The 24,584-nt window shown below is 63.9% G+C and carries 25 protein-coding genes and 1 pseudogene; 14 read left to right on the top strand and 12 right to left on the bottom strand.

Going from position 1 to position 24,584, the window contains the following annotated elements; all coding sequences use genetic code 11:
• The first annotated feature begins 48 nt into the window (after positions 1-48).
• Complete coding sequence (locus CTR53_RS03210; RefSeq protein WP_290809354.1) at positions 49-642, top strand: TetR/AcrR family transcriptional regulator; 594 nt, start codon at positions 49-51, stop codon at positions 640-642.
• A complete protein-coding gene (locus CTR53_RS03205; RefSeq protein WP_290809353.1) occupies positions 639-1,061 on the top strand; it encodes a PaaI family thioesterase in 423 nt (140 codons plus the stop codon). Before CTR53_RS03210 ends, CTR53_RS03205 begins: the two co-directional genes overlap by 4 nt.
• A gap of 97 nt (positions 1,062-1,158) precedes the next feature.
• Here CTR53_RS03205 and CTR53_RS03200 read toward each other — a convergent pair whose 3' ends face one another.
• Entirely contained in the window at positions 1,159-1,626 is a 468-nt protein-coding gene (locus CTR53_RS03200; protein ID WP_290809352.1) for a carboxymuconolactone decarboxylase family protein, read from the bottom strand.
• Positions 1,627-1,856: 230 nt separating this feature from the next.
• On the opposite strand from CTR53_RS03200, the gene CTR53_RS03195 reads away from it, so the two are divergent.
• The 7 genes and pseudogenes from CTR53_RS03195 to CTR53_RS03165 form a co-directional block, all read left to right on the top strand.
• Entirely contained in the window at positions 1,857-3,404 is a 1,548-nt protein-coding gene (locus tag CTR53_RS03195) for an acyl-CoA carboxylase subunit beta (protein WP_290809351.1), read from the top strand.
• Positions 3,401-4,693, top strand: a complete 1,293-nt coding sequence (locus tag CTR53_RS03190; protein WP_290809350.1) for a GTP cyclohydrolase II — start codon at positions 3,401-3,403, stop codon at positions 4,691-4,693. Before CTR53_RS03195 ends, CTR53_RS03190 begins: the two co-directional genes overlap by 4 nt.
• Before the next feature lie 5 nt (positions 4,694-4,698).
• A complete protein-coding gene (locus tag CTR53_RS03185) occupies positions 4,699-5,934 on the top strand; it encodes a URC4/urg3 family protein (protein ID WP_290809349.1) in 1,236 nt (411 codons plus the stop codon).
• Positions 5,935-5,959: 25 nt separating this feature from the next.
• On the top strand, positions 5,960-6,598 hold the full coding sequence (gene upp, locus CTR53_RS03180) for a uracil phosphoribosyltransferase (protein ID WP_290809348.1): 639 nt from the start codon (positions 5,960-5,962) through the stop codon (positions 6,596-6,598).
• A gap of 95 nt (positions 6,599-6,693) precedes the next feature.
• Positions 6,694-7,344 (top strand): FecR domain-containing protein, encoded by a 651-nt coding sequence (locus CTR53_RS03175; RefSeq protein ID WP_290809347.1) that lies wholly within the window; start codon positions 6,694-6,696, stop codon positions 7,342-7,344.
• A gap of 496 nt (positions 7,345-7,840) precedes the next feature.
• Positions 7,841-8,971 carry a type III PLP-dependent enzyme gene (locus tag CTR53_RS03170; RefSeq protein ID WP_290809696.1) on the top strand — a complete coding sequence of 377 codons (1,131 nt, stop codon included), beginning with the start codon at positions 7,841-7,843 and terminating at the stop codon, positions 8,969-8,971.
• 365 nt (positions 8,972-9,336) lie between these two features.
• Positions 9,337-10,878 (top strand): annotated as a pseudogene (locus tag CTR53_RS03165) (PAS domain-containing sensor histidine kinase); the annotation flags it as partial.
• A 45-nt stretch (positions 10,879-10,923) separates the two neighbouring features.
• Here the strand turns inward: CTR53_RS03165 and CTR53_RS03160 are convergent.
• Both CTR53_RS03160 and CTR53_RS03155 read right to left on the bottom strand, forming a co-directional pair.
• Positions 10,924-11,892, bottom strand: a complete 969-nt coding sequence (locus tag CTR53_RS03160) for an NADPH:quinone oxidoreductase family protein (RefSeq protein ID WP_290809346.1) — start codon at positions 11,890-11,892, stop codon at positions 10,924-10,926.
• A complete protein-coding gene (locus CTR53_RS03155) occupies positions 11,889-13,061 on the bottom strand; it encodes an MFS transporter (RefSeq protein WP_290809345.1) in 1,173 nt (390 codons plus the stop codon). Before CTR53_RS03155 ends, CTR53_RS03160 begins: the two co-directional genes overlap by 4 nt.
• A gap of 130 nt (positions 13,062-13,191) precedes the next feature.
• On the opposite strand from CTR53_RS03155, the gene mtnA reads away from it, so the two are divergent.
• The 3 genes from mtnA to CTR53_RS03140 all read left to right on the top strand — a co-directional run bounded on the left by mtnA (position 13,192) and on the right by CTR53_RS03140 (position 17,008).
• Complete coding sequence (gene mtnA, locus CTR53_RS03150) at positions 13,192-14,286, top strand: S-methyl-5-thioribose-1-phosphate isomerase (RefSeq protein WP_290809344.1); 1,095 nt, start codon at positions 13,192-13,194, stop codon at positions 14,284-14,286.
• Between the two features lie 116 nt (positions 14,287-14,402).
• Positions 14,403-16,457 (top strand): bifunctional aldolase/short-chain dehydrogenase, encoded by a 2,055-nt coding sequence (locus tag CTR53_RS03145; protein ID WP_290809343.1) that lies wholly within the window; start codon positions 14,403-14,405, stop codon positions 16,455-16,457.
• Positions 16,454-17,008, top strand: a complete 555-nt coding sequence (locus CTR53_RS03140; protein WP_290809342.1) for a septation protein A — start codon at positions 16,454-16,456, stop codon at positions 17,006-17,008. Before CTR53_RS03145 ends, CTR53_RS03140 begins: the two co-directional genes overlap by 4 nt.
• 3 nt (positions 17,009-17,011) lie before the next feature.
• On the opposite strand, the gene CTR53_RS03135 is transcribed toward CTR53_RS03140, so the two are convergent.
• A complete protein-coding gene (locus CTR53_RS03135) occupies positions 17,012-17,233 on the bottom strand; it encodes a biotin/lipoyl-binding carrier protein (RefSeq protein ID WP_290809341.1) in 222 nt (73 codons plus the stop codon).
• A 92-nt stretch (positions 17,234-17,325) separates the two neighbouring features.
• On the opposite strand from CTR53_RS03135, the gene CTR53_RS03130 reads away from it, so the two are divergent.
• Complete coding sequence (locus CTR53_RS03130) at positions 17,326-18,144, top strand: SPOR domain-containing protein (protein WP_290809340.1); 819 nt, start codon at positions 17,326-17,328, stop codon at positions 18,142-18,144.
• A 7-nt stretch (positions 18,145-18,151) separates the two neighbouring features.
• Here the strand turns inward: CTR53_RS03130 and CTR53_RS03125 are convergent, their stop codons facing one another.
• From CTR53_RS03125 to CTR53_RS03110, 4 genes are all read right to left on the bottom strand, one after another.
• On the bottom strand, positions 18,152-18,718 hold the full coding sequence (locus CTR53_RS03125) for a hypothetical protein (protein WP_290809339.1): 567 nt from the start codon (positions 18,716-18,718) through the stop codon (positions 18,152-18,154).
• A 7-nt stretch (positions 18,719-18,725) separates the two neighbouring features.
• On the bottom strand, positions 18,726-19,286 hold the full coding sequence (locus CTR53_RS03120; RefSeq protein WP_290809338.1) for a response regulator: 561 nt from the start codon (positions 19,284-19,286) through the stop codon (positions 18,726-18,728).
• A 292-nt stretch (positions 19,287-19,578) separates the two neighbouring features.
• Positions 19,579-21,399, bottom strand: a complete 1,821-nt coding sequence (gene typA / locus CTR53_RS03115; protein WP_290809337.1) for a translational GTPase TypA — start codon at positions 21,397-21,399, stop codon at positions 19,579-19,581.
• A 173-nt stretch (positions 21,400-21,572) separates the two neighbouring features.
• A complete protein-coding gene (locus CTR53_RS03110; RefSeq protein WP_290809336.1) occupies positions 21,573-22,304 on the bottom strand; it encodes a LysR substrate-binding domain-containing protein in 732 nt (243 codons plus the stop codon).
• Here CTR53_RS03110 and CTR53_RS03105 point away from each other — a divergent pair.
• A complete protein-coding gene (locus CTR53_RS03105) occupies positions 22,303-22,845 on the top strand; it encodes a hypothetical protein (RefSeq protein ID WP_290809335.1) in 543 nt (180 codons plus the stop codon). The genes CTR53_RS03110 and CTR53_RS03105 overlap by 2 nt on opposite strands.
• Here the strand turns inward: CTR53_RS03105 and CTR53_RS03100 are convergent.
• The 4 genes from CTR53_RS03100 to CTR53_RS03085 form a co-directional block, all read right to left on the bottom strand.
• The gene (locus tag CTR53_RS03100; RefSeq protein ID WP_290809334.1) at positions 22,796-23,176 is read right to left on the bottom strand and encodes a hypothetical protein; all 381 of its coding nucleotides are present in this window, start codon (positions 23,174-23,176) and stop codon (positions 22,796-22,798) included. The genes CTR53_RS03105 and CTR53_RS03100 overlap by 50 nt on opposite strands.
• Positions 23,177-23,184: 8 nt before the next feature.
• Entirely contained in the window at positions 23,185-23,544 is a 360-nt protein-coding gene (locus CTR53_RS03095; RefSeq protein WP_290809333.1) for a hypothetical protein, read from the bottom strand.
• Positions 23,545-23,723: 179 nt separating this feature from the next.
• Positions 23,724-24,302: a PAS domain-containing protein gene (locus CTR53_RS03090; protein WP_290809332.1), complete on the bottom strand. Its 579-nt coding sequence runs from the start codon at positions 24,300-24,302 to the stop codon at positions 23,724-23,726.
• 20 nt (positions 24,303-24,322) lie between these two features.
• On the bottom strand, positions 24,323-24,583 hold the full coding sequence (locus CTR53_RS03085; RefSeq protein ID WP_290809331.1) for a SelT/SelW/SelH family protein: 261 nt from the start codon (positions 24,581-24,583) through the stop codon (positions 24,323-24,325).
• Position 24,584 lies beyond the last annotated feature (1 nt).

Below are 24,584 nucleotides of genomic sequence, written 5' to 3'. Positions count from 1 at the left end.
CTTTTCTTTGTCCTTGTTATCATTAGACCAGTCTATATAATTTCGCGCATGGGTAAGACTGCGACTCTGCTTCCGGTAAAAAAGCCGGCCACCACGCGCGAACGCTTCGTTGCCATGACGGCGAAACTGATGTCGCGGCGTGGGTATGCGGCCACGGGACTGAACGAGATTGTCGAGAAAAGCGGTGCGCCGAAGGGCTCGCTCTATCACTTCTTTCCCAGGGGCAAGGAGCAGCTGGCGGCTGCTGCGGTCGACTGGTCGGCCGAATGCTTCAGCCACACGCTGGACGAGGCTATCGAACGCACCGGCTCGGCGGCCGACGCGGTGCAGGCGCTGTCGATGCAGTTCGCCATCTGGCTGGAGGAGTCCGCCTTTCGCGACGGCTCGCCGCTCACCATCGTGGCCGTCGAGACCGGTGCCTTCAGCGAGCCGCTGCGGCTCGCCTGCCAGCGCGGCTACCAGTCGGCGGTCGATGCGCTGGCCGACAAGTTGCGCCGCGATGGCAAGCCGGCCAGAGAGGCCAGCGATCTCGCACTCTGGGCGCTGGCCTCGCTGGAAGGTGCCATCATCCTGTCGCGCACCCAGCATTCCACTGAGTCGCTACGCCGCATCGGCAAGCTACTGCAAAGGGCACTGAAATGAGCAACAGCGTTCCGAAGAGCCAGCTTTCCCGCGAGATGATGGAGCAGGCCATCGCGATCAGTCCTTTCACCAACTGGGTGGGGACGAAGCTGCTCGATTTCGGTCCCGGCCGGGTGAAGATCTCGGCCGCGATCCGCAAGGAGATGACGCAGCACCATGGCTTCGCGCATGGGGCCATCGTCGGCTACATGGCCGACACGGTCTGCGCCTGGGCGGCGGCGTCTGTCGTAGGCGATGTGGTGACGGCGGAATACAAGCTCAATCTGCTGGCGCCGGCCATCGGCGAGGAACTGACGGCGGTGGGCGAGGTGATCAAGGCCGGCGGGCGCCAGGTGGTGACGCGCGCCGATGTCTATGCGGTGAAGGACGGCACCGAGAAGATCGTCGCCACGGCACTGGCGACGATCGCAAGGGTGTAATGTTCCACTAAGGTCGTCATGCCCGGGCTTGACCCGGGCATCCCATTTTTAAATGGGATCCGCGGATCAAGTCCGCGGATGACAGCAGAAGGTGGTCTTACGCTGCCGGCTTGTCCTTCTCACTCACCGGATGGCTGGCGCGGAAGCCGACCTGCAGTCGGTTCCATACATTGATCGCACCGATCAGCAGGGTGAGCTGCACCTGCTCGGCATCCGAGAACTGCGCTTTCACCAGTTCGTAATCGGCATCCGGCGCACCGGTCTGTGCCACCAGGGTCAGCGCCTCGGTCCAGGCCAGGGCGGCGCGTTCGCGGTCGCTGTAGAGCGGGCTCTCGCGCCAGGCGTTCAGCATGTACAGGCGCATCTCACTGTCGCCATGCTTGCGGGCGTCGGTGGTGTGCATATGGATGCAGAAGGCGCAGCCGTTGATCTGCGAGGCGCGCAGCTTCACCAGATGGCGCAGGCTCTCTTCCAGGCCGCTTTTCGCGATGCTGGCTTCCAGGGCCATCATCGCCTTCACGCCTTCGGGGGCCAGCTTGATATGGTCGTTCAGTCGGGGGAGCATGAGTCTCTCCTGTGAGGGTTTCGCTGCATAGACGTGGCAGGAGGGCCAGCTGTGACAGGGACGGCAGAAATCAATCGGCTGCGACCGAAAAGCGCAGGCTTTCCCCCCTCGTATTAAGGATGGCGCGTTAAGGTTTGGCGGCGGGCCGCTATCGGGCCATCGAGGCCGTTGTGGACCGCCGGGGGCGGCGTTACACTCCATCGCTTTCCAGTGCCAACGAGGCCTGTTTTATGAGCTGGGAAGCTGAAGTCGCCGAGTTGCGGCGACGTGAAGAGATGGCCCGCCAGATGGGCGGGGCCGAGAAGATCAAACGCCAGCATGACGGTGGCAAGCTGACGGTGCGTGAGCGCATCGAACGGCTGCTCGATTCCGGCTCTTTCCACGAGGTCGGTGCGATTGCCGGGCGCGGCCGCTACGGCGTCACCGGCGAGCTGGAAGAGTTCAGCCCGACCAATTTCGTTTTCGGCCGCGGCAGGATTGACGGCCGCCCGATGGTGGTGGGCGGCGACGACTTTACCGTGCGCGGCGGGGCTGCGGATGCGTCGATCTGGCAGAAGCAGGTGCATGCCGAGCAGATGGCACGCGAACTGCGCATCCCGATGGTGCGTCTGGTCGACGGCACCGGCGGGGGCGGTTCGGTCAAGTCGCTCGAGATGGAAGGCCGGACCTACGTTCCGCTGATGCCTGGCTGGGAGCATGTCGTCGCCAATCTCTCCACCGTGCCGGTCGTGGCACTGGCGCTCGGCTCTGTGGCCGGCCTTGGTGCCGCGCGGACGGTCAGCAGTCATTTCTCGGTGATGGTGGAGGGCATTTCGCAGATGTTCATCGCCGGGCCGCCGGTGGTGGCGCGCACCGGCGTCGAGATGACCAAGGAAGAACTCGGCGGCACCGAGATCCATGAGCGCGCCGGCGCCATCGATCTGGCGGTGGCCAGCGAGGAAGAGGCCTTCGCCGCCGCGCGCCGTTTCCTGTCTTATCTGCCGCAATCGGTCTACGATCTGCCGCAGCGCATTGAACCGCAGGACGATCCGCAGCGCCGCGAGGAGAAGCTGCTTTCCATCGTGCCGCGCGACCGCCGCCGTGTGTACAAGACCCGCGACATCGTCAATGCCACAGTGGATGCCGACAGCTTCATGGAGATGGGGCGGCTCTATGGCCGTTCGGTGATCACCGGGCTGGCGCGGCTGGATGGCTGGCCGGTCGTCATTCTGGCCAGCGATCCCTATCACTATGGCGGCGGCTGGACGGCGGATGCCGCGCACAAGATCACGCGTTTTGTCGATCTGGCTGAGACCTTCCATCTGCCGGTCGTGCATTTCGTCGACATTCCGGGTTTCCTGATCGGCCCGGAAGCCGAGCAGAGCGGCACCATCCGTCATGGCGCCCGCGCGCTCACGGCGGTTTATCAGGCCACCGTACCCTGGTGCTCGATCATCATGCGCAAGGCCTTCGGCGTCGCCGGTGCGGGCCATTCCAATCACACGCGGCTGCGCTATCGTTATGCTTGGCCGTCGGGCGACTGGGGCAGCCTGCCGCTGGAAGGCGGTATCGAGGCAGCCTACCGCGCCGACCTCGACAAGGCGGAAGACCGTGAGGCGTTGCTGAAAGAGATCGAGGCGCGCCTGAACCAGGTGCGATCGCCGTTCCGCACCGCGGAAGCCTTCCTGGTCGAGGAGATCATCGACCCGCGCGACACCCGTCCGCTGCTGTGTGAATTCGCCAATCTCGCCGCGCCGCTGCGCACGGCGGGCCCTCCTAGCTTTGGGTACAGACCATGAGTGACATTTCCGATATCCCACCCAATCTACCAAACGAGAAGAAGCCGGCGCCGAAGTCGATCGTTCTCACTTCGCATCCGAGCACCAATGTCGGTGCCAAGCCGCTGCCGATCGAATGGGGCGCCGCCGATCCGCAGCAGCGCGGACCGATTGTCGCGACGCTGAAGAATCCCGGTGGCAAGAATGCCGTGGGCACGCATTCCGGTGCCTATTCGCTCTATCGCGCGCTCGCGGTGGCGGCCGGCCAGCTCAAGGCCGAGCACAAGCCCGACCTGACCAATACCGCGCCGGCCGAGCCGCTCGGCCCGTTCCCGCAATGGGCCGATCCGGAAAAGATCGTCTCGCTCGATCCCTGGGGGCATATCACCAGCCAGGTTTTCGGCGCGCAGATCAATGCCGGCTGGGACATCCGCCCGACCATCGCCGTGACCAAGGCGCATATCAACATGCCCGAGCTGCACGATGCCGTGCGCGCTGGTCGCATCAAGCCCGATGGCAACATCCTTGCCGCCAATGGCGATGTGAAGGTGACCAAGGTGGCGGTCGAGCCGGTCTGGTATCTGCCCGGCGTGGCCAGGCGTTTCAAGATCAGCGAGACCGAACTGCGACGTGGCCTGTTCGAGCAGACCGGCGGTATGTTCCCCGAACTGGTGACGCGCGGCGACCTGAAGGTCTTCCTGCCACCCATCGGCGGCATGACTGTCTATCTGTTCGGCGACGTCGCCAAACTGGGCAAGCCTCAGACCAAGATCGCCTGCCGCATCCACGACGAATGCAACGGCTCGGATGTGTTCGGCTCGGATATCTGCACCTGCCGGCCATATCTGGCGCACGGGATCGAGGTCTGCATCGAAGAGGCCCAGCAGGGCGGCGTGGGCGTGATCGTCTATAACCGCAAGGAAGGCCGCGCACTCGGCGAAGTGACCAAGTTCTTAGTCTACAACGCACGCAAGCGGCAGGAGATGGGCGACCGCGCCGAAACCTATTTCCAGCGCACCGAATGCGTCGCCGGCGTGCAGGACATGCGCTTCCAGGAGTTGATGCCCGACATCCTGCACTGGCTCGGCATCAGCCGCATCGACCGGCTGGTTTCGATGAGCAACATGAAGTTCGAGCCTATAGTGTCCAGCGGCATCCAGGTGGTCGAGCGCGTGCCGATCCCGGACGAACTGATCCCGGCCGATGCCAGGGTGGAGATGGACGCCAAGAAGGCGGCCGGTTACTTCACCGACAAGGTGCCGGACGAAGACGAGTTGAAAAAAGCCAAGGGCCGCGGTCTGGAGGAGTAGTACCAGTGAGTAATCTGCACGATCCGGCCCAGGCGGTTGCCTGGCTGCGCACCACCAAGGCTGTCCGCGAGCGCTGCCATGCCATGTTCGGCCTGGCCGAGCGCGACGCGATGCCGAATTTTGAGCTGCATCTTTCAGCGCTGCCGGCGGCGGCCGACTATGTGGCCGAGACGATCAGGCAGAACTATCCCACGCTGCAGATTCCCTATCATGCGCGTTGGCGGCATTTCGCCGCCAACGGCATCGACCGCTGGGGCCAGTTGGTTGGAAGCCTCGGCGGCCTCGACCGAGACGAGATCGCCCGCATCCGCTTCGATCTCTGCGTGACCAGCGTGCTGCTGGACGCCGGTTCCGGCCCGCAGTGGAAGTATGACGAAGACGGCCGCACGGTCACGCGCTCGGAAGGTCTGGCGGTCGCCAGCCTGCATGCTTTCCAGGCCGGGCTGTTCTCGGGCGACAAGTCGAAGCCTTTGCGCGCCGATGCCGCCGGGCTGCTGCCGCTGGCGCCCAACGCCATTGCGCACGCCTTCCAGGTCTCGGATAGCAATCCGCTAGTGGGCGTGGAGGGACGGGCAGCTCTGATGCGCAACCTGGGCCAGGCGCTGAAAAACCGGCCCGACCTGTTCGGCAGCGATGCCCGTATCGGCGGTCTGTACGACTACCTGCTAGCCAATGCAGTGAAGGACGGCAAGCTGCCGGCGACGGCCATTCTCGCCGCCGTGCTGGAGGGCCTTGGCCAGATCTGGCCGTCCCGTATCACGCTGGGTGGGGCCAATCTTGGCGACGTCTGGCGCCATCGCGGCCTGATGAGCGATGATCTCACTTCCGGCCTGATCCCCTTCCACAAGCTGTCGCAGTGGCTGACCTATTCGCTGGTGGAAGTCTTCGAGGATGCCGGGATCACGGTCACCGGTCTGGATGAACTGACCGGCCTGCCGGAATACCGCAACGGCGGCCTGTTCATCGATCTGGGTGTGCTGGTGGTGCGCCATGACGCCCTGAAGAAATTTCCCATCCCCGTCGAGGACGAGGCCGTGGTGGAGTGGCGGGCGCTGACCCTGGCACTGCTGGACCATATTGCCGGTCCGGTGCGGGAACGGCTCGGTAAGACGGCGGCCGAGATGCCGCTGGCCCGCATTCTGGAGGGCGGCACCTGGGCTGCCGGGCGCCGGATTGCGAAGGAGAAGCGCGCCGATGGTGGTCCGCCTCTGATCATCGCCAGCGACGGTACGGTTTTCTGATTTCATTCTCGGGGGAGAGTTACCGATGAACGCGTTTCCCAATGCCACCGTGGTCATGCATCCGCTGGTGCAGCACAAGCTGACCCTCCTGCGCCGCAAGGAGGTCTCGACCGCCGAATTCCGCCGCCTGGTGCGCGAGGTCAGTCTGCTGCTGGCCTATGAGGTCACCCGCGACCTGCCGCTGGAGAAGGTCGATATCGAGACGCCGCTGGAGCATATGAAGGCCCCGCTGCTGTCGGGCAAGAAGCTCTGCTTCGTCTCTATCCTGCGCGCCGGCAACGGCATCCTGGATGGCATGCTCGACCTGGTGCCGTCGGCCCGTGTCGGTCATGTCGGCCTCTACCGCGATCCCGAGACGCTGGTGCCGGTGGAATATTACCTCAAGCTGCCCGACGACGTGGCGCAGCGCCTGGTGATCGTGGTCGATCCGATGCTGGCGACCGGCCACTCCGCCGCCGCCGCGGTTACCCGGCTGAAGGAAGCCGGTGCCCAGCAGATCAAGTTCGTCTGCCTGCTGACCGTGCCCGAGGGGCTGCGGGTAATGCAGGAGGCCCATCCCGATGTGATGGTCTACACCTGTGCGGTCGACCGACAGCTGGACGACCATGGCTATATCCGCCCGGGCCTCGGCGATGCCGGCGACCGCATCTACGGCACCAAATAGCCGGAAATAGCGGGCGGCTTCGTAGCCGCCGTCACAGCCATCTGGCCGAGCATCCGGCATAGTCGGGGCAATCCGACAACCCGAGGTGCCGTGTCATGGCTGCCATGCTTATTCGCCGCGCGCTGCGCGTTTCTCTGACTCTCACCGTTGCCGTTGCTGCCGGCCTCGCCGCTTCGGCCTGGGCCGGGCAGGCGCTGGCTGCCTCCGACCTGAATGGCGGCCAGACCGCCGCCACGGCGATTGCTGCCGTCCGCGCCGCGCCGCGCGTGGTGGGGCAGGAGAGTCGCCGCGACCTGCCGATCGTGCTGGGCAACCGGCTGGTCAGCGGCCCGGGTTCGGGGCTCAAGTTCACCCTCGACGACCGTTCCACGGTCATCATCGGCCCCAACAGCGCCATCACGGTGGACGAGTTCGCCGCCGACCGTGTGGTGCTGCGGGTCGAGCGCGGCAGTTTCCACCTCGATTCCGCCAATCCCGGGAATGTCTATGTCGTGCTGCCGGGCGGTACCGTGTCGGTGAAGGCCGCCACCGTGGCCGGCCGCATCCTGCCCGACTGCGCCGAAGTGGCACTGCTGAGCGTCGGCCGCGCGGACGTCGCCGCGCCCGGGGGCGCCAGTGTGCGTCTGGACAAGATCGGCGACTTCACCCGCCTGACCGGCTACGCCCCGCCGAGCCAGCCGGCGCAGCTGCCGCCCCAGCGCCTGCAGGATTTCGTCGGCCTCACCAGCCAGATCGCGGCGCGCTGAAGCCTCGCGGCGGCGATAGACTCGGCCTTGATGTCGCACCGCGACGAGCCGTCGTAGCGCTCAAATCCTGCCGCGCGTCGCTTCCCGCACTGCTTACCAAATTTTTATCGGCCGTCGCCGGCGTTGCCGTGCAAAAGCCGGAGAGAGCAGAGAAAGCCGCAAGCCATGCGGCTTTCTTGCACTCGTCTGTCACGTCGGCGTAGCGCTGCTGTGACACGCAGAACACGGTGCCGGCAAAAAATTTTTGGGCAGGGGCAATTTCCTATTGCAATGGGGGGGAGATGTTGTAAATACCGCTTCAACGACGCACCCGCACGTGCCGATGGCCCCTGGCAGGTTATGCAACGACGAACGCGTCCTTTTTGGTCGCACAGCTTGAAAGGCTGTGCCGGTTTAAAGCCGGTCCGAGAGGGAGGTTTCGATGCTTGCAGCCGCTGGCCGCACCAATACCCGTCTGCGACGTTCCGCCGCAAAACCCCGTGTTGAGCCCGGTCAGCTGACCCCGAAGCTCCAGCGTTTCCTGGCGGAAGCCAAGGACACCGAACCCTTCGTGGTCGTCGACATCGACGTCGTCGAGCAGAACTACCGCGAACTGCGCCGCCTGCTGCCGCTGGCCAAGGTCTACTACGCTATCAAGGCAAACCCGGCCCCGGAAATCCTGCGCCGCCTGCGTACGCTCGGCTCGAGTTTCGACACCGCCTCGGCCAACGAAATCCGGCAGTGCATGGACCAGGGCGTCAGCCCGGACCGCATTTCCTTCGGCAACACCATCAAGAAGAAGCGCGACATCGCCTGGGCTTTCGAGCAGGGCGTGCGCCTGTATGCCTTCGACTCGCTCTGCGAACTGGAGAAGCTGGCCGAACTGGCGCCGGGCTCGCAGGTCTTCTGCCGCGTGCTGATGGAATGCGAAGGTGCCGAATGGCCGCTGTCGAAGAAATTCGGCTGCGCTCCCCGCATGGCCGCCGACCTGCTGGTCAAGGCGCGCGAGCTGGGGCTGGACCCCTATGGCATTTCCTTCCATGTCGGCTCGCAGCAGACCGACCTTAACCAGTGGGACAAGGCGGTTGCCCAGGTTTCGCAGATGTTCAGCGTGCTGCAGCAGCACGACGTCGACCTGCGCATGGTCAATCTCGGCGGCGGCTTCCCGGCGAAGTACCGCACCGATATCCCGATGCTGGAAGCCTATGCCCAGGCGATCAGCGACGCGATGACCAAGCATTTCGGCAACAAGATCCCCGAGATGATCATCGAGCCGGGCCGCGGCCTGGTGGGTGACGCCGGCGTGATCCAGGCTGAGGTCGTGCTGATTTCCGAGAAGGACTACGACGACGACCGTCGCTGGGTCTATCTCGACATCGGCAAGTTCTCCGGCCTGGCCGAGACCATGGACGAGGCGATCAAGTACCGCATCCTGACCCCGCGCGATGGCGGCCCGACCGGCCGTGTGTCGCTCGCCGGCCCGAGCTGCGACAGCGCCGACATCCTGTATGAGAAGGCCGAGTATCAGATGCCGCTGGCGCTGGAAGTTGGCGACAAGATCCAGATACTGTCCACCGGCGCCTATACGACGACGTATTCGTCGGTCGGCTTCAACGGCTTTCCGCCGCTGAAGAGCTACTGCATCTGAGCAGGCTGTTTCCGACGGTTTCGTGGGTTCGAAAGGGCCGGTCGCGCAAGCGGCCGGCCTTTTTTCGTGATTTTTGCTACCTGAGTGCGCATAACGCACGGCAGACACCCTACTGCTGCTTATCTAAATCCCGTCAGGATCAGTGAAATTGCCGATTTCCTGTTGCGGCCGGGACCGGCCTGTGTGACAAATTTTGCGCTCGAAAAACGCGCATAAAGATAAGAATCGGCTTAACAGGTCGGGAGCTTGGTTCGGATGCAGTGGTTGTATCATCGGAACCTGAGCTTGCCAAATCGGTTCGGCCCTCGGGCATCGCGAACAGGGGGAGAGCGGTGACACAGCCGCCATTCGGTGAAGACAGGTTCATGGCGGCGCTGGCCCGCCATCGCGATGCCGTGGACGAGTCCCCCGAAGCCGTCGTTACCGAAAACCACCTGCTGCATGCCGCCCTCGACACGATGGGCGAGGGTTTCGCGGTCTGGGATGCCGGCCCCAATCTGGTGCAGTTCAACCGCCGTCTGCCGGATCTGTTCGGCCTGCCTGTCGATCTGCTGCGGCCGGGCCTGCCGGCGAAGGAATTCCTCGGGCTGCTGGTCTCGCGCGGCGTGCTGACGATCCGGGCCGAAGAGGCTTCCGCCTGGATCAATGCCTATATCGACGCCTCGACTCGCGCCGACCGCAAGCAGGAAGTGCGGCTGACCGACGGTACCTGGCTGAATTTCGACTGGCGCCGACTGCCCAGCGCTGACGGCAGCATCGGCTATGTCTCGGTCTTCACCGACATCACGGTGCGCAAGCGGGCGCAGATCCGTCTGCGGCAGGCCGAAGCCAAATATCGCCAGATTTTCGACAACGTGCATGAAGGCATCGTGCAGGTGACGCCGGAAGGCCGCGTGCTGGCGATCAACCGGGCCGGTGCCGCCATCTTCGGCTTCTCCTCGCCGGAAGAGATGCTCGCCACCGTGACCCGCGCCGGCGAACAGCTCTATGTCAATCCCGAACGTCGCAAGGAACTGCTCAAGCAGCTTGAGCGGCACGGCCTGGCACGCGACTTCCGTTCCGAGATGCGCCGGCATGACGGCGCCACCGTCTGGGTTTCCAAGACGCTGCGCCGCGTCACCGACGAGACCGGCAACCTGGTGATGATCGAGGGCATGTTCCGCGATGTCAGCCTGCAGCGCCGCAACGAGCAGCAGCTGATGCTGGCCAAGGAGCAGGCCGAAGAGGCCAACCGCGCCAAGTCCGACTTCCTTGCCAACATGAGCCACGAGCTACGCACGCCGCTCAATGCCATCCTCGGTTTCAGCCAGGTGCTGATGGATGAGATGATGGGGCCTCTTGGCAATGCGAAGTACCGCGAATACTGCCGCGACATCGTGCTGAGCGGCGAGCATCTGCTGGCGCTGATCAACGACATTCTGGATATGGCCAAGGTGGAATCCGGCAAGATGTCGCTGGACGAGGAATGGGTCGACCTGAACGAAAACCTGGAGGCTGCGTTGCTGCTGGTGCGTGAGCGTGCCGCCAACAGCCGCATCACCATGACCAAGAAAGTGCCAGATCCGGCGCCGGCTTTGTGGGGCGATATGCGCCGCCTGCGTCAGGTCTGGATCAACCTTGTCAGCAATGCGGTCAAGTTCACACCGCAGGGCGGCAGTGTCGAGCTCCGCTGTGAATTACTGGCCGATGGTCGGCTGGAAGTGGCCGTCACCGATACCGGTATCGGCATCGCGGAGGAAGATATCGAACGCGTGCAGCAGCCGTTCAGCCAGGTGGCCAATGCGCTGTCGCGCAGTCATGAAGGCACCGGCCTCGGTCTGTCGCTGTCCCGCAGCCTGGTCGAACTGCATGGCGGTGAGCTGTTTATCGCAAGCCGGCTGGGCGAGGGCACCACGGTCAGCGTCACCCTGCCGCCCGAGCGTCATCGTCCCGGTCCTCTTGCAGGGGGGCCGCTAGCGGGGCTGCAGAACCAGTTTGCCGGCGGCTTTGCGGTTGGCGAGCTGTCGCAGGGCAGCGGCAGCTTCATCAAGCCGGTAGACTCTGGCGATCAGCGGCCGACCTCCCTCGCTGCCGACTAGCCACTCCTTCATGCCATGATCCAGAGCTTTGGCGGCGGCCGGTACGCGGCGCGCCTGCTCACCAGCGCGCACGCCGATCAGTTCTGCTTCCCGGAGCAGCAGGCGGTTGGCGGGCAGGCGCGGAATCGCGCCCCCGGCAAAGCCGATCACCAGCCAGCGGCCGCCCGGCTTGAGTGCGCGCCACGCCGTGCTGGAAACCTCGCCACCCACCGGATCGAACACCACGTCAGCCTGCACGGATTTCTCCCAGCCTTCCGCGGCAGGGTCGATGCACAGCGCCGCGCCGGCTTTCTGCGCGGCGGCGCGCTTTTCCGCTGACGAAGCAACCGCAATCACCTGCGCGCCGCTCCGCGTCCCTAAAGTGACGGCCGCGAGGCCGGTGCCGCCACCGGCGCCCAGCACCAGCAGTGTCTCGCCGGGCCTCAACCTGCCGCGCCAGAGCAGCGCGATCCAGGCCGTGCTGGCGCAGACGGGAAAGCCAGCAGCCTCCTCCCAGCTCCAATCCGCCGGCTTGGGCCACAATGCGGCGGCAGGCGCGACCAACTCTTCGGCATAACTGCTGGCGGCGCGCAGCAGTACGGCATCGCCGGTGCGCCAACCCGTCACGTCGGGCGCTGTCTCGATGATTTCTCCAGCAGCCTCGAAGCCCGGCACGAAGGGCAGCGGCGGCTTGTGTTGGTATTGACCGGCCACCTGCAGGAGATCCGGGAAATTGACGCCGACGGTGCGGACGCCGATGCGTACCTCGCCAGCCTTTAGCGGCTGGCGCGGCAGTTCGGCCAGTTCGAGCGCCTCCGGCGGACCAAGGCGGCGAACCAGCATGGCGCGGTAGGCCTCGGTCACGGCTGTTCCTTTGGATGGATACTGCGCCAGCCCAGCGTCAGCGTGACGATGAGGATAGCGCCGCCGATCCAGTAGGGCACATTGATGCCGATGCGGTCGAACAACCAGCCGCCCCAGAGCGGTCCGAAGGTACGGCCAAGCGCAGCCAGAGATTCCATGGTGCCCAGCGCGATGCCCTGCTGCGTCGCCTCGGTGCTGCGCGAGGCCAGGCTATTGATCGTGGGGCCAATCATCGCAACGCCAGTTGCCGTCAGAACAATCGAGAAGGCCATCGTTGGCGTGGAGACGATCCAGTGCGCCATCGCGGTGCCGGCGGCCAGGTTGATCATGCCCATCGTCAGCAGTTTGCGCTCGCCGAACAGCCGGGTCAGCGGTCCGATCAGGAAGCCCTGCATCGAAAGCACGATGGTGCCGATGAAGGTGAAGGCGATGCCGACTTCATAGGCATGCCAGTCCAGCCGCGCGGCGGAAAAGAGCGGAAACAGCACTTCGATCTGAGAGAAGACGAAATTGATGCTGAAGTTGATCGCGATTAATGCCACCACCACGCGGTTGAGCTGCCGCAGCGGTGCGAAGGGATTGCGCCATAGCGCCAGTCCGGCCAGCGTATGCGAGGCATTGGGGCGGGTTTCGCGGACCGTAAAAATGGCCAGCAGCAGAGCGATCCCCGAACTGGTGGCGGCAGCCAGGGCCGGCAGGGTGTAATTCGGGTGCTGCGGATCCGGGCCGACCAGCAAGCCGCCGATCAGCGGGCCCAGGATCATGCCTATACCAAAGGCACCGCCGATCAGGCCCATGCCGCGAGCACGCTGTTCGGGCGGGGTGCTGTCAGCAATGATCGCACGGGCAATCGATATCTTGCCACTGCCGATGCCGGCGACGGTGCGGGCCAGGAAAATGGTCAACAGGCTGTCGGCAAACGCCAGCCAGATATAACCGATGACCGTGAGCGCCATGCAGGCGAGGAAGACCGGCCGGCGGCCCATGCGATCCGACAGACCGCCGAGCGGCGTGGCAGACAGGAACTGGGCAATGGAAAAGACCGCTGCCAGCATGGCAATCGTGACGGGCGAAGCACCGAAACTGGTTGCGTAGAACGGCAGCAGCGGCAGGATCAGCCCAAAGCCGATCAGGTCGATCACGACGGTAAGCAGCAGGACCGGCAGCATTCAGGGAAACTCGCGAAAAAGACTGGAGAAACCTGTGTGACAAGGCGGCTTTTGCCGGCCATCCGGCATTGCCCCTGGAGGCCGGGTCCGCTACTTTCCGCGCGTTTTCCGGCCATTTGCAGGGCGAGATATGAAGGTTAAGGGCGTAGCCTACCGCACAATCTGGGTCAACGGCGACGGCTGGTCGGTCGGCATCATCGATCAGACCAGGCTGCCGCATGCCTTCGTCACCACCAACCTCACCACCTGGGAAGAGGCGGCCCATGCCATCAAGGCGATGATCGTGCGGGGCGCCCCGCTGATTGGCGCCACTGGCGCCTATGGGCTGGCGCTGGCCATGCGGGCCGATCCTTCGGATGCCATGCTGGAAAAGGCCTACACGGTCATCAACGAGACGCGACCGACCGCAATCAACCTGAAATGGGCACTGGATCGCGTGCGCAACGCGATCCATAACCAGCCCGCCGCCAACCGCGCAGCCGTGGCCTATCAGGTCGCCGCCGAGATTGCCGACGACGATGTCGCCACCTGTTCCTCCATCGGCGATCACGGCCTGAAGATCATCGACGCACTCTATGAAAAGGCCGGGCGCAAACGCACCATCAATATTCTTACCCACTGCAATGCCGGCTGGCTCGCCACGGTGGACTGGGGAACCGCGATTGCGCCGATCTACAAGGCGCATGATGCCGGCATCCCCGTGCATGTCTGGGTCGATGAAACTCGTCCGCGCAACCAGGGCGCGTCGCTCACTGCCTGGGAGCTGAACAGCCATGGCGTACCGCATACCGTGATCGTCGACAATGCTGGCGGCCATTTGATGCAGCATGGCCATGTCGATATGTGTATTGTCGGCACGGATCGCACCACGCGCGCGGGCGATGTCTGCAACAAGATCGGCACTTATCTGAAGGCGCTGGCCGCACATGACAATGGCGTGCCTTTCTACGTGGCGCTGCCGCACTCCACTATCGACTGGACGATCCGCGACGGCGTGAAGGAAATCCCCATCGAGGAACGTGCGCAGGAAGAGGTCACGGTGATGAGCGGTCGCACCTCCGATGGCGAGATCGTGCCGGTCACCATTACGCCGGAAGGCAGCAAGGCCGCCAATTTCGGCTTCGATGTCACGCCTGCGCGGCTTATGACAGGCCTGATCACCGAGCGCGGCGTCTGCGCCGCCAGCGAGGCCGGTTTGATGAAACTGTATCCCGAGTTTGCGTAGTTCTGTTTCCGTCGCTCCCGCGAAAGCGGGAGCCCAGTCCTTCCATCACTGGATTCCCGCTTTCGCGGGAATGACGAGTTAAAAAAATTGGACTTTGAAAGTACAGGAACTGCCCCATGAAGAATCTCTGGTCCGACCGCGATGCCAAGACGGCGATTGCCCATTACGCCAAGCAGGGCGTGAACAAGGATCTGGCGCTTCGGACATACACGACGCGCCTGCTCGGCGGCGTGCCGGACTTGGTGCAGCATGGCGGCGGCAACACTTCGGTGAAGACCACGATGCCCGATCCGCTCGGCAAGCCGGTCGATGTGCTCTGTGTGAAAGGCTCGGGCTGGGATATGGCGGTGATCGAGCCGCCGGGACTGCCCGCCGTGCGGCTGCAGCCGCTGCAGGAGCTGATCGCCCTGAAGCAGCTGACCGACGAAGACATGGTCAACATCCAGCGTTGCAACCTGCTGGACAGCACCTCACCCAATCCGTCGGTGGAAACGCTGTTCCATGCTTTCCTGCCGCACAAGTTCATCGACCATACCCATGCCTCCGCCGTGCTGGCGATCACCGACCAGCCGGATGGCGCAGAGATCTGCCGCAAGCTCTATGGAAAGCGAGTCGCGCTGGTGGACTACGAAATGCCGGGCTTCGGCCTTGCCAAGAAAGCTGCCGCCGCTTTCAAGGCCAATCCGCAGGCGCAGGGCCTGATCCTGCTCAAGCATGGCATCTTCACCTTCGCCGAGACGGCGAAGGAGGCCTATGACCTGATGATCGAGTTCGTTTCGAAAGCAGAGAGGCATCTTGCCAAGGGCAAGAAGACCGTCTTCACGCCGGCACGCGCGCTGCCCAAGAAGCTGGCAACTGCCGAAGACGTGCTGCCGATCCTGCGCGGCCTGCTCAGCATTCCGGGCAACGACGACGGTGCCGTTACGCGCTGGGTCTTCAACCTGCGCAACAGCGATGAGATTCAGGCCTTCGCACGCGGCAAGGATGTGATGCGCTACAGCCAGGCCGGCACGGTGACGCCGGATCACGTGATCCGTACCAAGCCCTGGCCGCTGGTGCTGCCGGCGGCCGAAGCCGGCAAGCTGGAGGCCTTCAAGGCGGAAGCGCAGAAGGCGGTCGAGACTTACATCAAGAAGTACAAGGCCTATTTCGAGCGACACAATGCCAAGGCAGTGCCGAAGAAGATCATCCTCGATCCTATGCCGCGCGCGCTGCTCATTCCCGGCCTCGGTCTGGTCGGGGTGGGCAAGACCCGCAAGGATGCGGTGATCGCTGGCGATGTCGCCGAAATGGCGGTCAGCATCATCACCAAGGCTGAAGCCATCGGCCGGTTCACCAGCATCAAGGAGCGCGACATCTTCGATGTCGAATACTGGTCGCTGGAACAGGCCAAGCTGGGCAAGGGCGGCGAGAAGCCGCTGTCGCGCCAGGTTGTAATCGTTACCGGCGGAGCAGGGGCGATTGGCGCTGCCACGGCGAAGGCGATGGCGGCCGAAGGCGCCGAAGTTGCCGTCTTCGATCTCGATGGCGCCAAGGCCGCTGAAGTGGCCGGGAAACTCGGCGGCATTGGTGTGGCCTGTGACGTTACCGACCCGAAGGCGGTACAGGCGGCGTTTGCCAAAGTCGTGCAGCATTTCGGCGGCGTCGATATCGTTGTTTCCAATGCCGGCAATGCCTGGGGTGGCAAGATCGGCGAGGTCTCCGACGAATTGTTGCGCAAGTCGTTCGAGCTGAACTTCTTCAGTCATCAATATGTGGCGCAGGCCGCAACGAAGGTGATGCTGGCGCAGAAAACCGGTGGCTGCCTGCTGTTCAATGCTTCCAAGCAGGCGGTCAATCCCGGCCCGGATTTCGGCCCCTATGGTTTGCCCAAGGCAGCGACGCTGTTCCTGTCGCGGCAGTATGCGCTGGACTACGGCGCGCAAGGCATCCGCTCTTCCGCCGTGAACGCCGACCGCATCCGCTCAGGACTGCTGACCGACGAGATGGTGGCCAAGCGCTCGAAGGCTCGTGGGGTCAGCGAGAAGGACTACATGTCAGGCAACCTGCTGGGGCGCGAAGTGAAAGCAGCCGACGTGGCGCAGGCCTTTGTGCAGCTGGCTGTCGCAGCCAAGACCACGGCGGCCGTTGCTACAGTGGATGGCGGCAATATCGCGGCAGCCTTGCGGTGAGCCAGCGTACCGCACCGGGCTGGCTACAGCCCGCCACTGAATACGGGCCGCTGGCGCTGTTCTTCGTGGTCTATCTCAGCCAGGGGCTGATGCCGGCGACGGCGGCCTTGCTGGCGGCCACGGTCGTGGGCCTGGTGTTGTCGTGGTTCTTCCTGCGTCGCCTGCCGTGGCTGGCGGTTGTGGCTGCAGCCGGCGTCGGCATCTTCGGCGGTCTGACATTGTGGCTGCAGGACGACAGCTTCATCAAAATGAAGCCGACCATCGTGAATGCTATCTTCGCGGTGGTTCTGCTTGGCGGCCTGGCAGTGAACAAGCTTCCGTTGCAAAAAGTGCTCGGCAAGTCGATCACGGTGGATGAGGCCGGCTGGCGCGCGCTCTCCTTGCGCTGGGGGCTGTTCTTCATCCTGCTGGCGGCGCTGAACGAAGCGGTCTGGCGTACACAGAGCGAAGAGTTCTGGGTCACCTTCAAGGTTTTCGGGCTGATCGGCCTGACCGTGCTGTTCTCAGTCTCACAGCTGCCGCTGATCCGCCGGCACTGGACCGGGGATTGATCTTCAGATTTCCAGCCTGGCCAGCACCTGGCCTTCCTTGACGCTGTCGCCCTCGGCGACGGTCAGGGCGCCCAGCTTGCCCGCCTTGGGCGCCTCGACGGGAATCTCCATTTTCATCGATTCAAGGATCATCACGACGTCACCGGCGGCTAGGCTGGCGCCGGGCGCCGCCTCCAGCTTCCAGACTTTGCCGGTCACTTCGGCCTTGATGTCGATCACAGGCATGATTCCTCCTTGTTTTAACCAAGTTTCTACCTTGGCCGGTCATCTTGGATAAGCCTAAAATGGGGGCGAACGGGCCTTCAGAAGGAATGTCCATGACCTGCCGTAACGTCATTGCGCTATTGCTTGCTGCCGGCCTGCTGGCCGGCTGCGAGGGTTTCAAGCGCGGCAACTACGAACTGCAGAGGCAGCTCGGCATGTATCCGGTCGATCCGCCGCGCGAGGAAACACCGCTGCCGCCGCCCGGCACCGTGGCGCAGGCCAGCTGGGCCGCGCAGCGCGCGGCCACCAGCGAAGGGCGCAACCAGAGCAACACCACCCCGGTCAATTATCAGGATGCCGAGAGGCTGGCGGCCGAGGCTGACCGCGTCGCGGCGGCAAAAGCGCCGTCGCCGGCTGACAAGCCGCCGGCGCCTGCACCGCGCAGCCCGGCGGGGCGTGCCGCGCCTGCGACCAGTTTCACCGCCCCCCCGTCAACGCCTGTTGCGGGGCCGACAGTGGTCGCCAGCGCGCCGGGACTGCCGGCCGGCTATACACCATCGCCGGCTGCTGTGGACGATCCCGCCAGGGCGCAGGAGCTGCAGAAGCTGGCTGCTGCCACCGGTGCCGCGCCGACGCCGCCTGAAATGGCGGGCAGTATGAAGGATATGACTTCTGTCGTGGCGCCGGGCTGGCGGGCGCATCTTGCCTCGCATCGCACGGAATCTGCCGCGATCAACGAATGGCAGGAATTGCTCAAGGGCAATCCATCGCTGTATGGCCAGTATGATCCGCTGGTCGAATGGGTGGATACGCCCAGCCGCGGCGCCTTTGCACGGCTGGTGCTGGTCGGCTTTGCCGAGCGCAAGGATGCCGATGCGGCCTGCGCAAAAATTCGCTCCTCGACGCGCTACTGCGCCAGTGTGAGGAACTAAGTGCTGCTCAGTGCGGTTGGGCAGTGCTGCCTGCGCCCGGCTTGACTGGCAGTTGCGGGCGCGGAAATTTCCCCACGATCTTCTTTAATCCGGCCAGCATTTCCATCATTCCGTCCGGGCTGGTCTGGCCCTGATCGGCGGCGCAGACCAGCCGTAGGACCGCCTGATGCGTGGCAATTGCCTGGGCGTTGTAAAGTCCGGCGGCATGCAGACGGTAGAGCAGTTCACACATGCTGTCGGCGGCGTCGGTCACCAGCGGCGCATTGAAGGTGCCGCCGAGATCCCGGATCTGCATGGCAAGGCCGTAAGCTGCCTGCAGAGCCTCCGGGATGCTGCCCGGCAGTTCGTCCAGGATCTGATCCAGCTGCTGCAGGGCATCGCTGACCCAGCCGTGATAGCGGTTCCGCTCGGCCTGCAGGAAAGCATCGGCAGCCTTCAGTGCCGCGGCGGCCGGCTTGCCGCCTTCGCGCAGCGCCAGCATCGAGAAGCGGGACTTGATCTTGAGAATCTGGACATCGGCGGGCTGTGAGGCCGGTGCGGCGTCGGTTTCGCCGCCGTTCGACGGATTGCTCATCACAGCCTCAATGAGCCAGCGCCGGGGCTCGGACCGGAGCAGCGGCAGGATGCGACGCCGGCATCTTACCAGGCGCACCGCCACGGCGGTCAGCATCGCCCAGCATCGGACCTTCCTTGAACCGGCGATCCGGTCCGATATAGACCGGCGACAGCACGAAGGGACGCGGATCTTCCGCGATCCAGAGCAGGCGATCGTAGATCATCTTCGGCGAGAGCGGCTTGGCGAGCACCAGATTGGCGCCGCAGTCGCGTGCGCGCTCGACATTCTGCGCCTGGGCGTGGCTGGTCAGCACGATCACCGGTGTATGGCGATTGGGATTATGATTGTCGCCGCGGATGTGCTTCACCAGGGCGAAGCCATCGAGCTGCGGCAGGTTCCAGTCGCAGATCAGCAGGTCGGTCATTTCGGCACGGCTGCGCGCCAGCGCATCATCGCCGTTACCGGTAACAGCTATATGCTGCGCGCCAAGGGCATGCAGGATGCCGTGCAGGATGCTCTGGAAGTAGCTGTTGCCATCCGCGACCAGGAAGCGAAGGCTTTGCAGGTTCAGGGCCGGTTTCGTCATGATTGCTCCGGGGAGGGCGCGTGGACGTGGACTGGCAGCGACGGGTGTGACTCGCCTCTTCGGGCTATTTCTAGTCGTATCATCCCAAACTCGAAAACCCTTCTCAAGAGAATATCTGTTTAGGGTTGTGTTTGTGAGTCTGTAATAAACGCTAATGTGTAGATTAAAGCAGGATAGAAAGCCGCGGTATATCAACCGCTTACGGGTATTTGGACCGAAGCAGGCAAAGAAAAAGGCCGGGCATCGCCCGGCCTTATCCACAGAAGAGTTGGTTAGATTTTCTACCGCAGGGTCAGGCGGCGTCGGCAGCGCGCGATGCACGCTTACGATCATTCGGGTCGAGCAGTTTCTTGCGGATGCGCACGCTCTTCGGCGTCACTTCCACCAGTTCATCGTCGCCGATGTAGCTGATCGCCTGCTCCAGCGTCATCTTGCGCGGCGGGGTGAGGCGCACAGCCTCGTCCTTGCCGGATGCGCGCATGTTGGTCAGCTGCTTGGCCTTCATCGGATTGACTTCGAGGTCGTTGTCGCGGCTGTTTTCGCCGATGATCATGCCTTCATAGACCGGCGTGCCCGGATCGACGAACAGGGTGCCGCGCTCTTCGATATACCACAGTGCATAGGCGACGGTTTCGCCGGTGCCGTTGGCGATCAGCACGCCGTTGCGGCGGCCCGGAATGGTGCCGCGATGCGCGCCATAGCCATGGAACAGCTTGTTCATGATGCCGGTGCCGCGCGTGTCGGTCAGGAACTCGCCGTGATAGCCGATCAGGCCGCGCGAGGGGGCATGGAAGGTGATGCGGGTCTTGCCGCCGCCCGACGGACGCATGTCGCGCAACTCGGCCTTGCGCAGCGACATCTTTTCCACGACCACGCCGGTAAAGGCGTCGTCGACATCGACATGCACTTCCTCGATCGGCTCCAGCAGGTTGCCCTGCTCGTCCTTCTGAAACAGCACGCGCGGACGGCTGATCGATAACTCGAAGCCTTCGCGACGCATCACTTCGACCAGTACGCCAAGCTGCAGTTCGCCGCGGCCGGCGACCTGGAAGGCATCCTTCTCTTCGGTTTCGCGGATATGGATGGCGACGTTGCCTTCGGCTTCGCGCAGCAGACGGTCGCGGATCACGCGGCTCTGCACCTTGCTGCCTTCCTTGCCGGCAAAGGGCGAGTTGTTGACCGAGAAGGTCATGGCCAGCGTCGGCGGATCGATTGGATTGGCCGGCACCGGCTCGGTGACAGCGGGTTCGCAGATGGTGTCGGCCACCGTTGTGGTGGTCAGGCCGGCAATGGCGACGATGTCGCCAGCATCGGCTTCTTCCACCGGCACGCGTTCAATGCCACGGAAGGCCAGCAGCTTGGTGACGCGGCCCACTTCGATCTCACTGCCATCGGCGCGCAGCGAATGGATCGGAGTGTTGACCTTCAGCTTGCCCGAATAGATGCGGCCCGTAAGGATGCGGCCGAGGAAATTGTCGGCTTCCAGCGTGGTGACCAGCATGCGGAACGGCTTGTCGAGTTCCACCGTCGGCGCGGGCACATGGCGCACGACTAGGTCGAACAGCGGGGCCAGATCCTTACGCGGGCCTTCCAGGCTGTCATCGGCCCAGCCGCTGCGGCCCGAGGCGAACATGCAGGGGAAGTCCAGCTGCTCTTCGGTCGCGTCCAGCGCCGCGAACAGGTCGAAGACCTCGGAATGCACTTCGACTGGACGGGCATCCTGGCGGTCGACCTTGTTGATGACGACGATCGGCCGCATGCCGAGGCCGAGCGCCTTGCCCAGCACGAACTTGGTCTGCGGCAGCGGGCCTTCGGCGGCGTCCACCAGCAGCACCACGCCATCCACCATCGACAGGATGCGTTCGACTTCGCCGCCGAAATCGGCGTGGCCGGGGGTGTCGACGATGTTGACTCGGGTGCCGTGCCATTCGACCGAGGTGCACTTGGCGAGAATGGTGATGCCGCGCTCGCGCTCCAGGTCGTTGCTGTCCATGACGCGCTCGGCGACCTGCTGGTTCTCGCGGAACGAGCCGGACTGGCGCAGCAGGGCGTCAACCAGGGTGGTCTTGCCATGGTCGACGTGGGCAATGATGGCGATATTGCGGATTTCCATGCGGCTTACACAAAAGGCCCGGTCGTCCACTGGGGCGGTCGGGCGCGATTCCTTTAGATTTCAGCTAGGGTTGGGCGGGTATATACGGCCCGGACCCGATTGTGACAAGTGTAGATTTGTTGCGCCGCAATGACGGCGGCGCAGGGATGCCATGCATAACCGGGAGTGCCGGATTATCCCTTTCCTACCCGCAGCTTAGTCTGTCTGGCCGGCATCTGCGCCAGCTGCACCGTTTTGGCTGTTTCGGCCGCCAGCCAGGCGGTGAAAGCCTGCAGCCGCAGATCCCGCGACAGCGCCGCCGGCCAGCGTGCCAGATGCACCTTGCTGGACGGCAGCGCCCAGCCCTCGCCGAGCGGGCGCACCAGCCGGCCATCCTGCAGGGCGTCATGCACCAGCAGGGAGCGTCCCAGCGCCACGCCGCCGCCTTCCAGCGCCGCCGCAATCGCCAGGCCGATCTCCTCGAAACGCAGGCGCGGCTTCGGTTTGGCATTGAGGCCCAGCAGGCGGAACCAGGTGCTCCATTCCCATTCTGCGCCCTGGCCGTTCTCGGCCGACTTATAGAGCAAAGGCAGTTCGGTCAGCTTCGTCGGGTCACGCAATGGCTTTTTGGCGATCGACGGCGCGCAGACCGGGAAGATCTGCTCGCGGAACAGCAGTGTCTGTGTACTGCTGTTGCGCGCCTCTTCCGGCTTCACCCAGTGGATACGCAGGTCGAGGTCGCCGCCACGCGCCTCGGCCTGGGCTCGCGTGGTGAAGATTGCCAACTCGATCTCGATGCCGGGATGCCGGCGGCTGAACTCGGGCAGGCGGCGCACCAGCCAGTGCTGCGCCAGTGCCGCACTCAGTCCGACACGCAGTCGTGCCGGACGTGCCGCGCTGCGGCTGCGTTGGCGTAAGCCGGACATGCTCTCGAAGATGTTGCCAAGGCCTTCGGCAAGAGCGGCGCCGGCCGATGTCGGCGTCACCCCGGCGCGCGAGGTGCGCTCGACCTACTGCTCCATGGTATACGGCAAGCAGTTGACCGCCGATCTCGGCAGTAAGGAGATGGTGCCGGTCGTGCAGCGTGATTTCCGGTCGGCCGGTTTGCCACCGCGTGACGTCGCTATGCTGATCTATGCCGAGAAAGTGGCCCGCGATGCTTCGCAGGTGACACCGGCAGATGTCGACGCCCTGCGCACAGCCGGTTTCACAGATGCAAATATTTCCGAAATCGCGCTCTGCACCGCCTTCCGCTGCTTCATCGGGCGGTTCTTCGATGCAGTGGGGCGGGACCGGAGGCAGCCTTCCTCAATGACGATCCGACCTGGCGCGCCGCGCTGGCGGTGGGTAAGCCGGCCTGAAGATTCTCGTAGCCGGCCGGATTTAAGACCCGGCAGGCGAGAAATCGAAATGACGGTCAGACCAGGATATTGGCGACCAGACCGGTCTGCTCGCCTTTCTTGTTGATTTCATCTTTGAACTTCTTCTCCAGAAGTTCGCGGAACTCGTCCTCGATCGCCTTGCGCTCTTCCTCCGACAGCGACGCCAGCGACTTCTCGTCCAGGCCTTTGCTTTCGAGGAACTGCTTACGGATGCGCTCGGGCACCGACAGCTTGGCGTAATCGAGGAACTGCTCGCGCGCATCCTTGGCCAGTTCCGGCGGGGCAGCGCCCAACGCAGACGCCCCCTGTTTGGAGGACTCTTCCTGACCTTTGGCGTAATCCGCCGGCTTGACGCCGCCGGCCTGGTTGATGCCGTAGTAGGGATTGGTGAAATAGTTCGAAATTGCGGAGGTCATGTCGCTCCTCAGGCAACCAGATTGACCAGGCCACCCGACGTTTTGCCGGTCATTGCCCGCACATGATCTTCCGTTTTCTTGCGGAGGGTTTCTTCGAGCTGGCTGCGTTGCTGCGCATCCATATCGGCCGCATTCTGGGCCACTGGCTGCTCGTCGAACCAGGCCAGCCGCATTTTGCTGGCGTCTTCAATCTTGGCGAAGTCGAGGAGCTGCTGCTGATCCTTGCTGAGAACCAGCGGCTTCAGCTCGCTGGTCTGCTCCGGCGGCGGCTCAGGGGCAAAGATGCTGCTGACGGCATCAATGGCCTTGGTCGCGGCCATGCCGCCCAGCATTGCAAGCGGATTGAACCCGCCGATCGCACCCAACATGGAATGTCTCCTCGTCCTCTGCAGACTGAGAAGCAATCGACATGCCATGCGTGACTACCGGTGATCCGCGGCGAATACTGCGGATTACAGCGAAATCACATTGCTGCGGGATATGGTGAACGGCCGTTAACCGGAAAGTTTTGCCGGGCAATGCCGGACAGGCGGCGAGAGTTGCCGCGTCATGCCGCCGCCTCGATCACCCGGATTTCCGGCGTCACGCTGCGCCAGTCGCCGTGCCAAGGGCCAGGTTCGGCGCGGCGCTGCCAGAACTGGCAGACAAACAGCAAATCGGGTTCGCCGTCAGCCGTGCCGCTCGTCAATGGCATGATCAGGCGATAGGTGATGGCATTCACGAAATCGCCCTTGTCGTGATACAGGCTGGAAGAATAGACCGGTCGGCGCTGGCCCAGCGCCACACGATTCATCTGCCGCACATAGTCGTGGTAGTCGGCGGGCACGACGTCGTTGAGAAATCGCCCGGTCAGTTCGCGACCGGTGTAGCGGGCAATGTCGGTGCCGGTGAGGCGAAAGCGGTAGCGGTCGGTGCCGTCCTGGATCACGCGTTCGATCAGCAGGATGTTGGGCAGCAAAGCCGGAAAATCGATCGGATCGATGGTGGCGCGGGCAGGCACACTGTTACCGCTGCGGCGCGCGAACCAGTAGTCTGCCAGCCGGCGCAGCCGTTCATCGGGCAGTCCGGCAATCGTACCGGCCGAAACCTCCAAAGTGCTGTGCGGCAGTTGCGTAAAAATCTGCATACGGCGCAGCCCGGTTCAAGCTAACGATCAATATGCCCCAGATCGCGGCCGGGATCGAGGCGGTCGCGTACCAGCTGCTTCAGCGTCTTCGCATCGGGAAACCCGCCGTCGCGCTTGCGGTCCCAGATCGTCTCGCCGTCATAGGCGATGGTGAAGGTGCCGCCGGTGGAGGGCGTCAGCGCCACTTCGGCGAGATCCTCGGTGAATGTGGACAGCAGTTCCTGCGCCATCCAGGCGGCGCGCAGCAGCCACTGACACTGCGTGCAGTAGGTGATGACGATG

It is taken from the genome of Ferrovibrio sp., assembly GCF_002796975.1.
Classification (GTDB): Bacteria; Pseudomonadota; Alphaproteobacteria; order Ferrovibrionales; family Ferrovibrionaceae; genus Ferrovibrio.
This window is presented reverse-complemented; position numbering and strand designations above follow the sequence as displayed.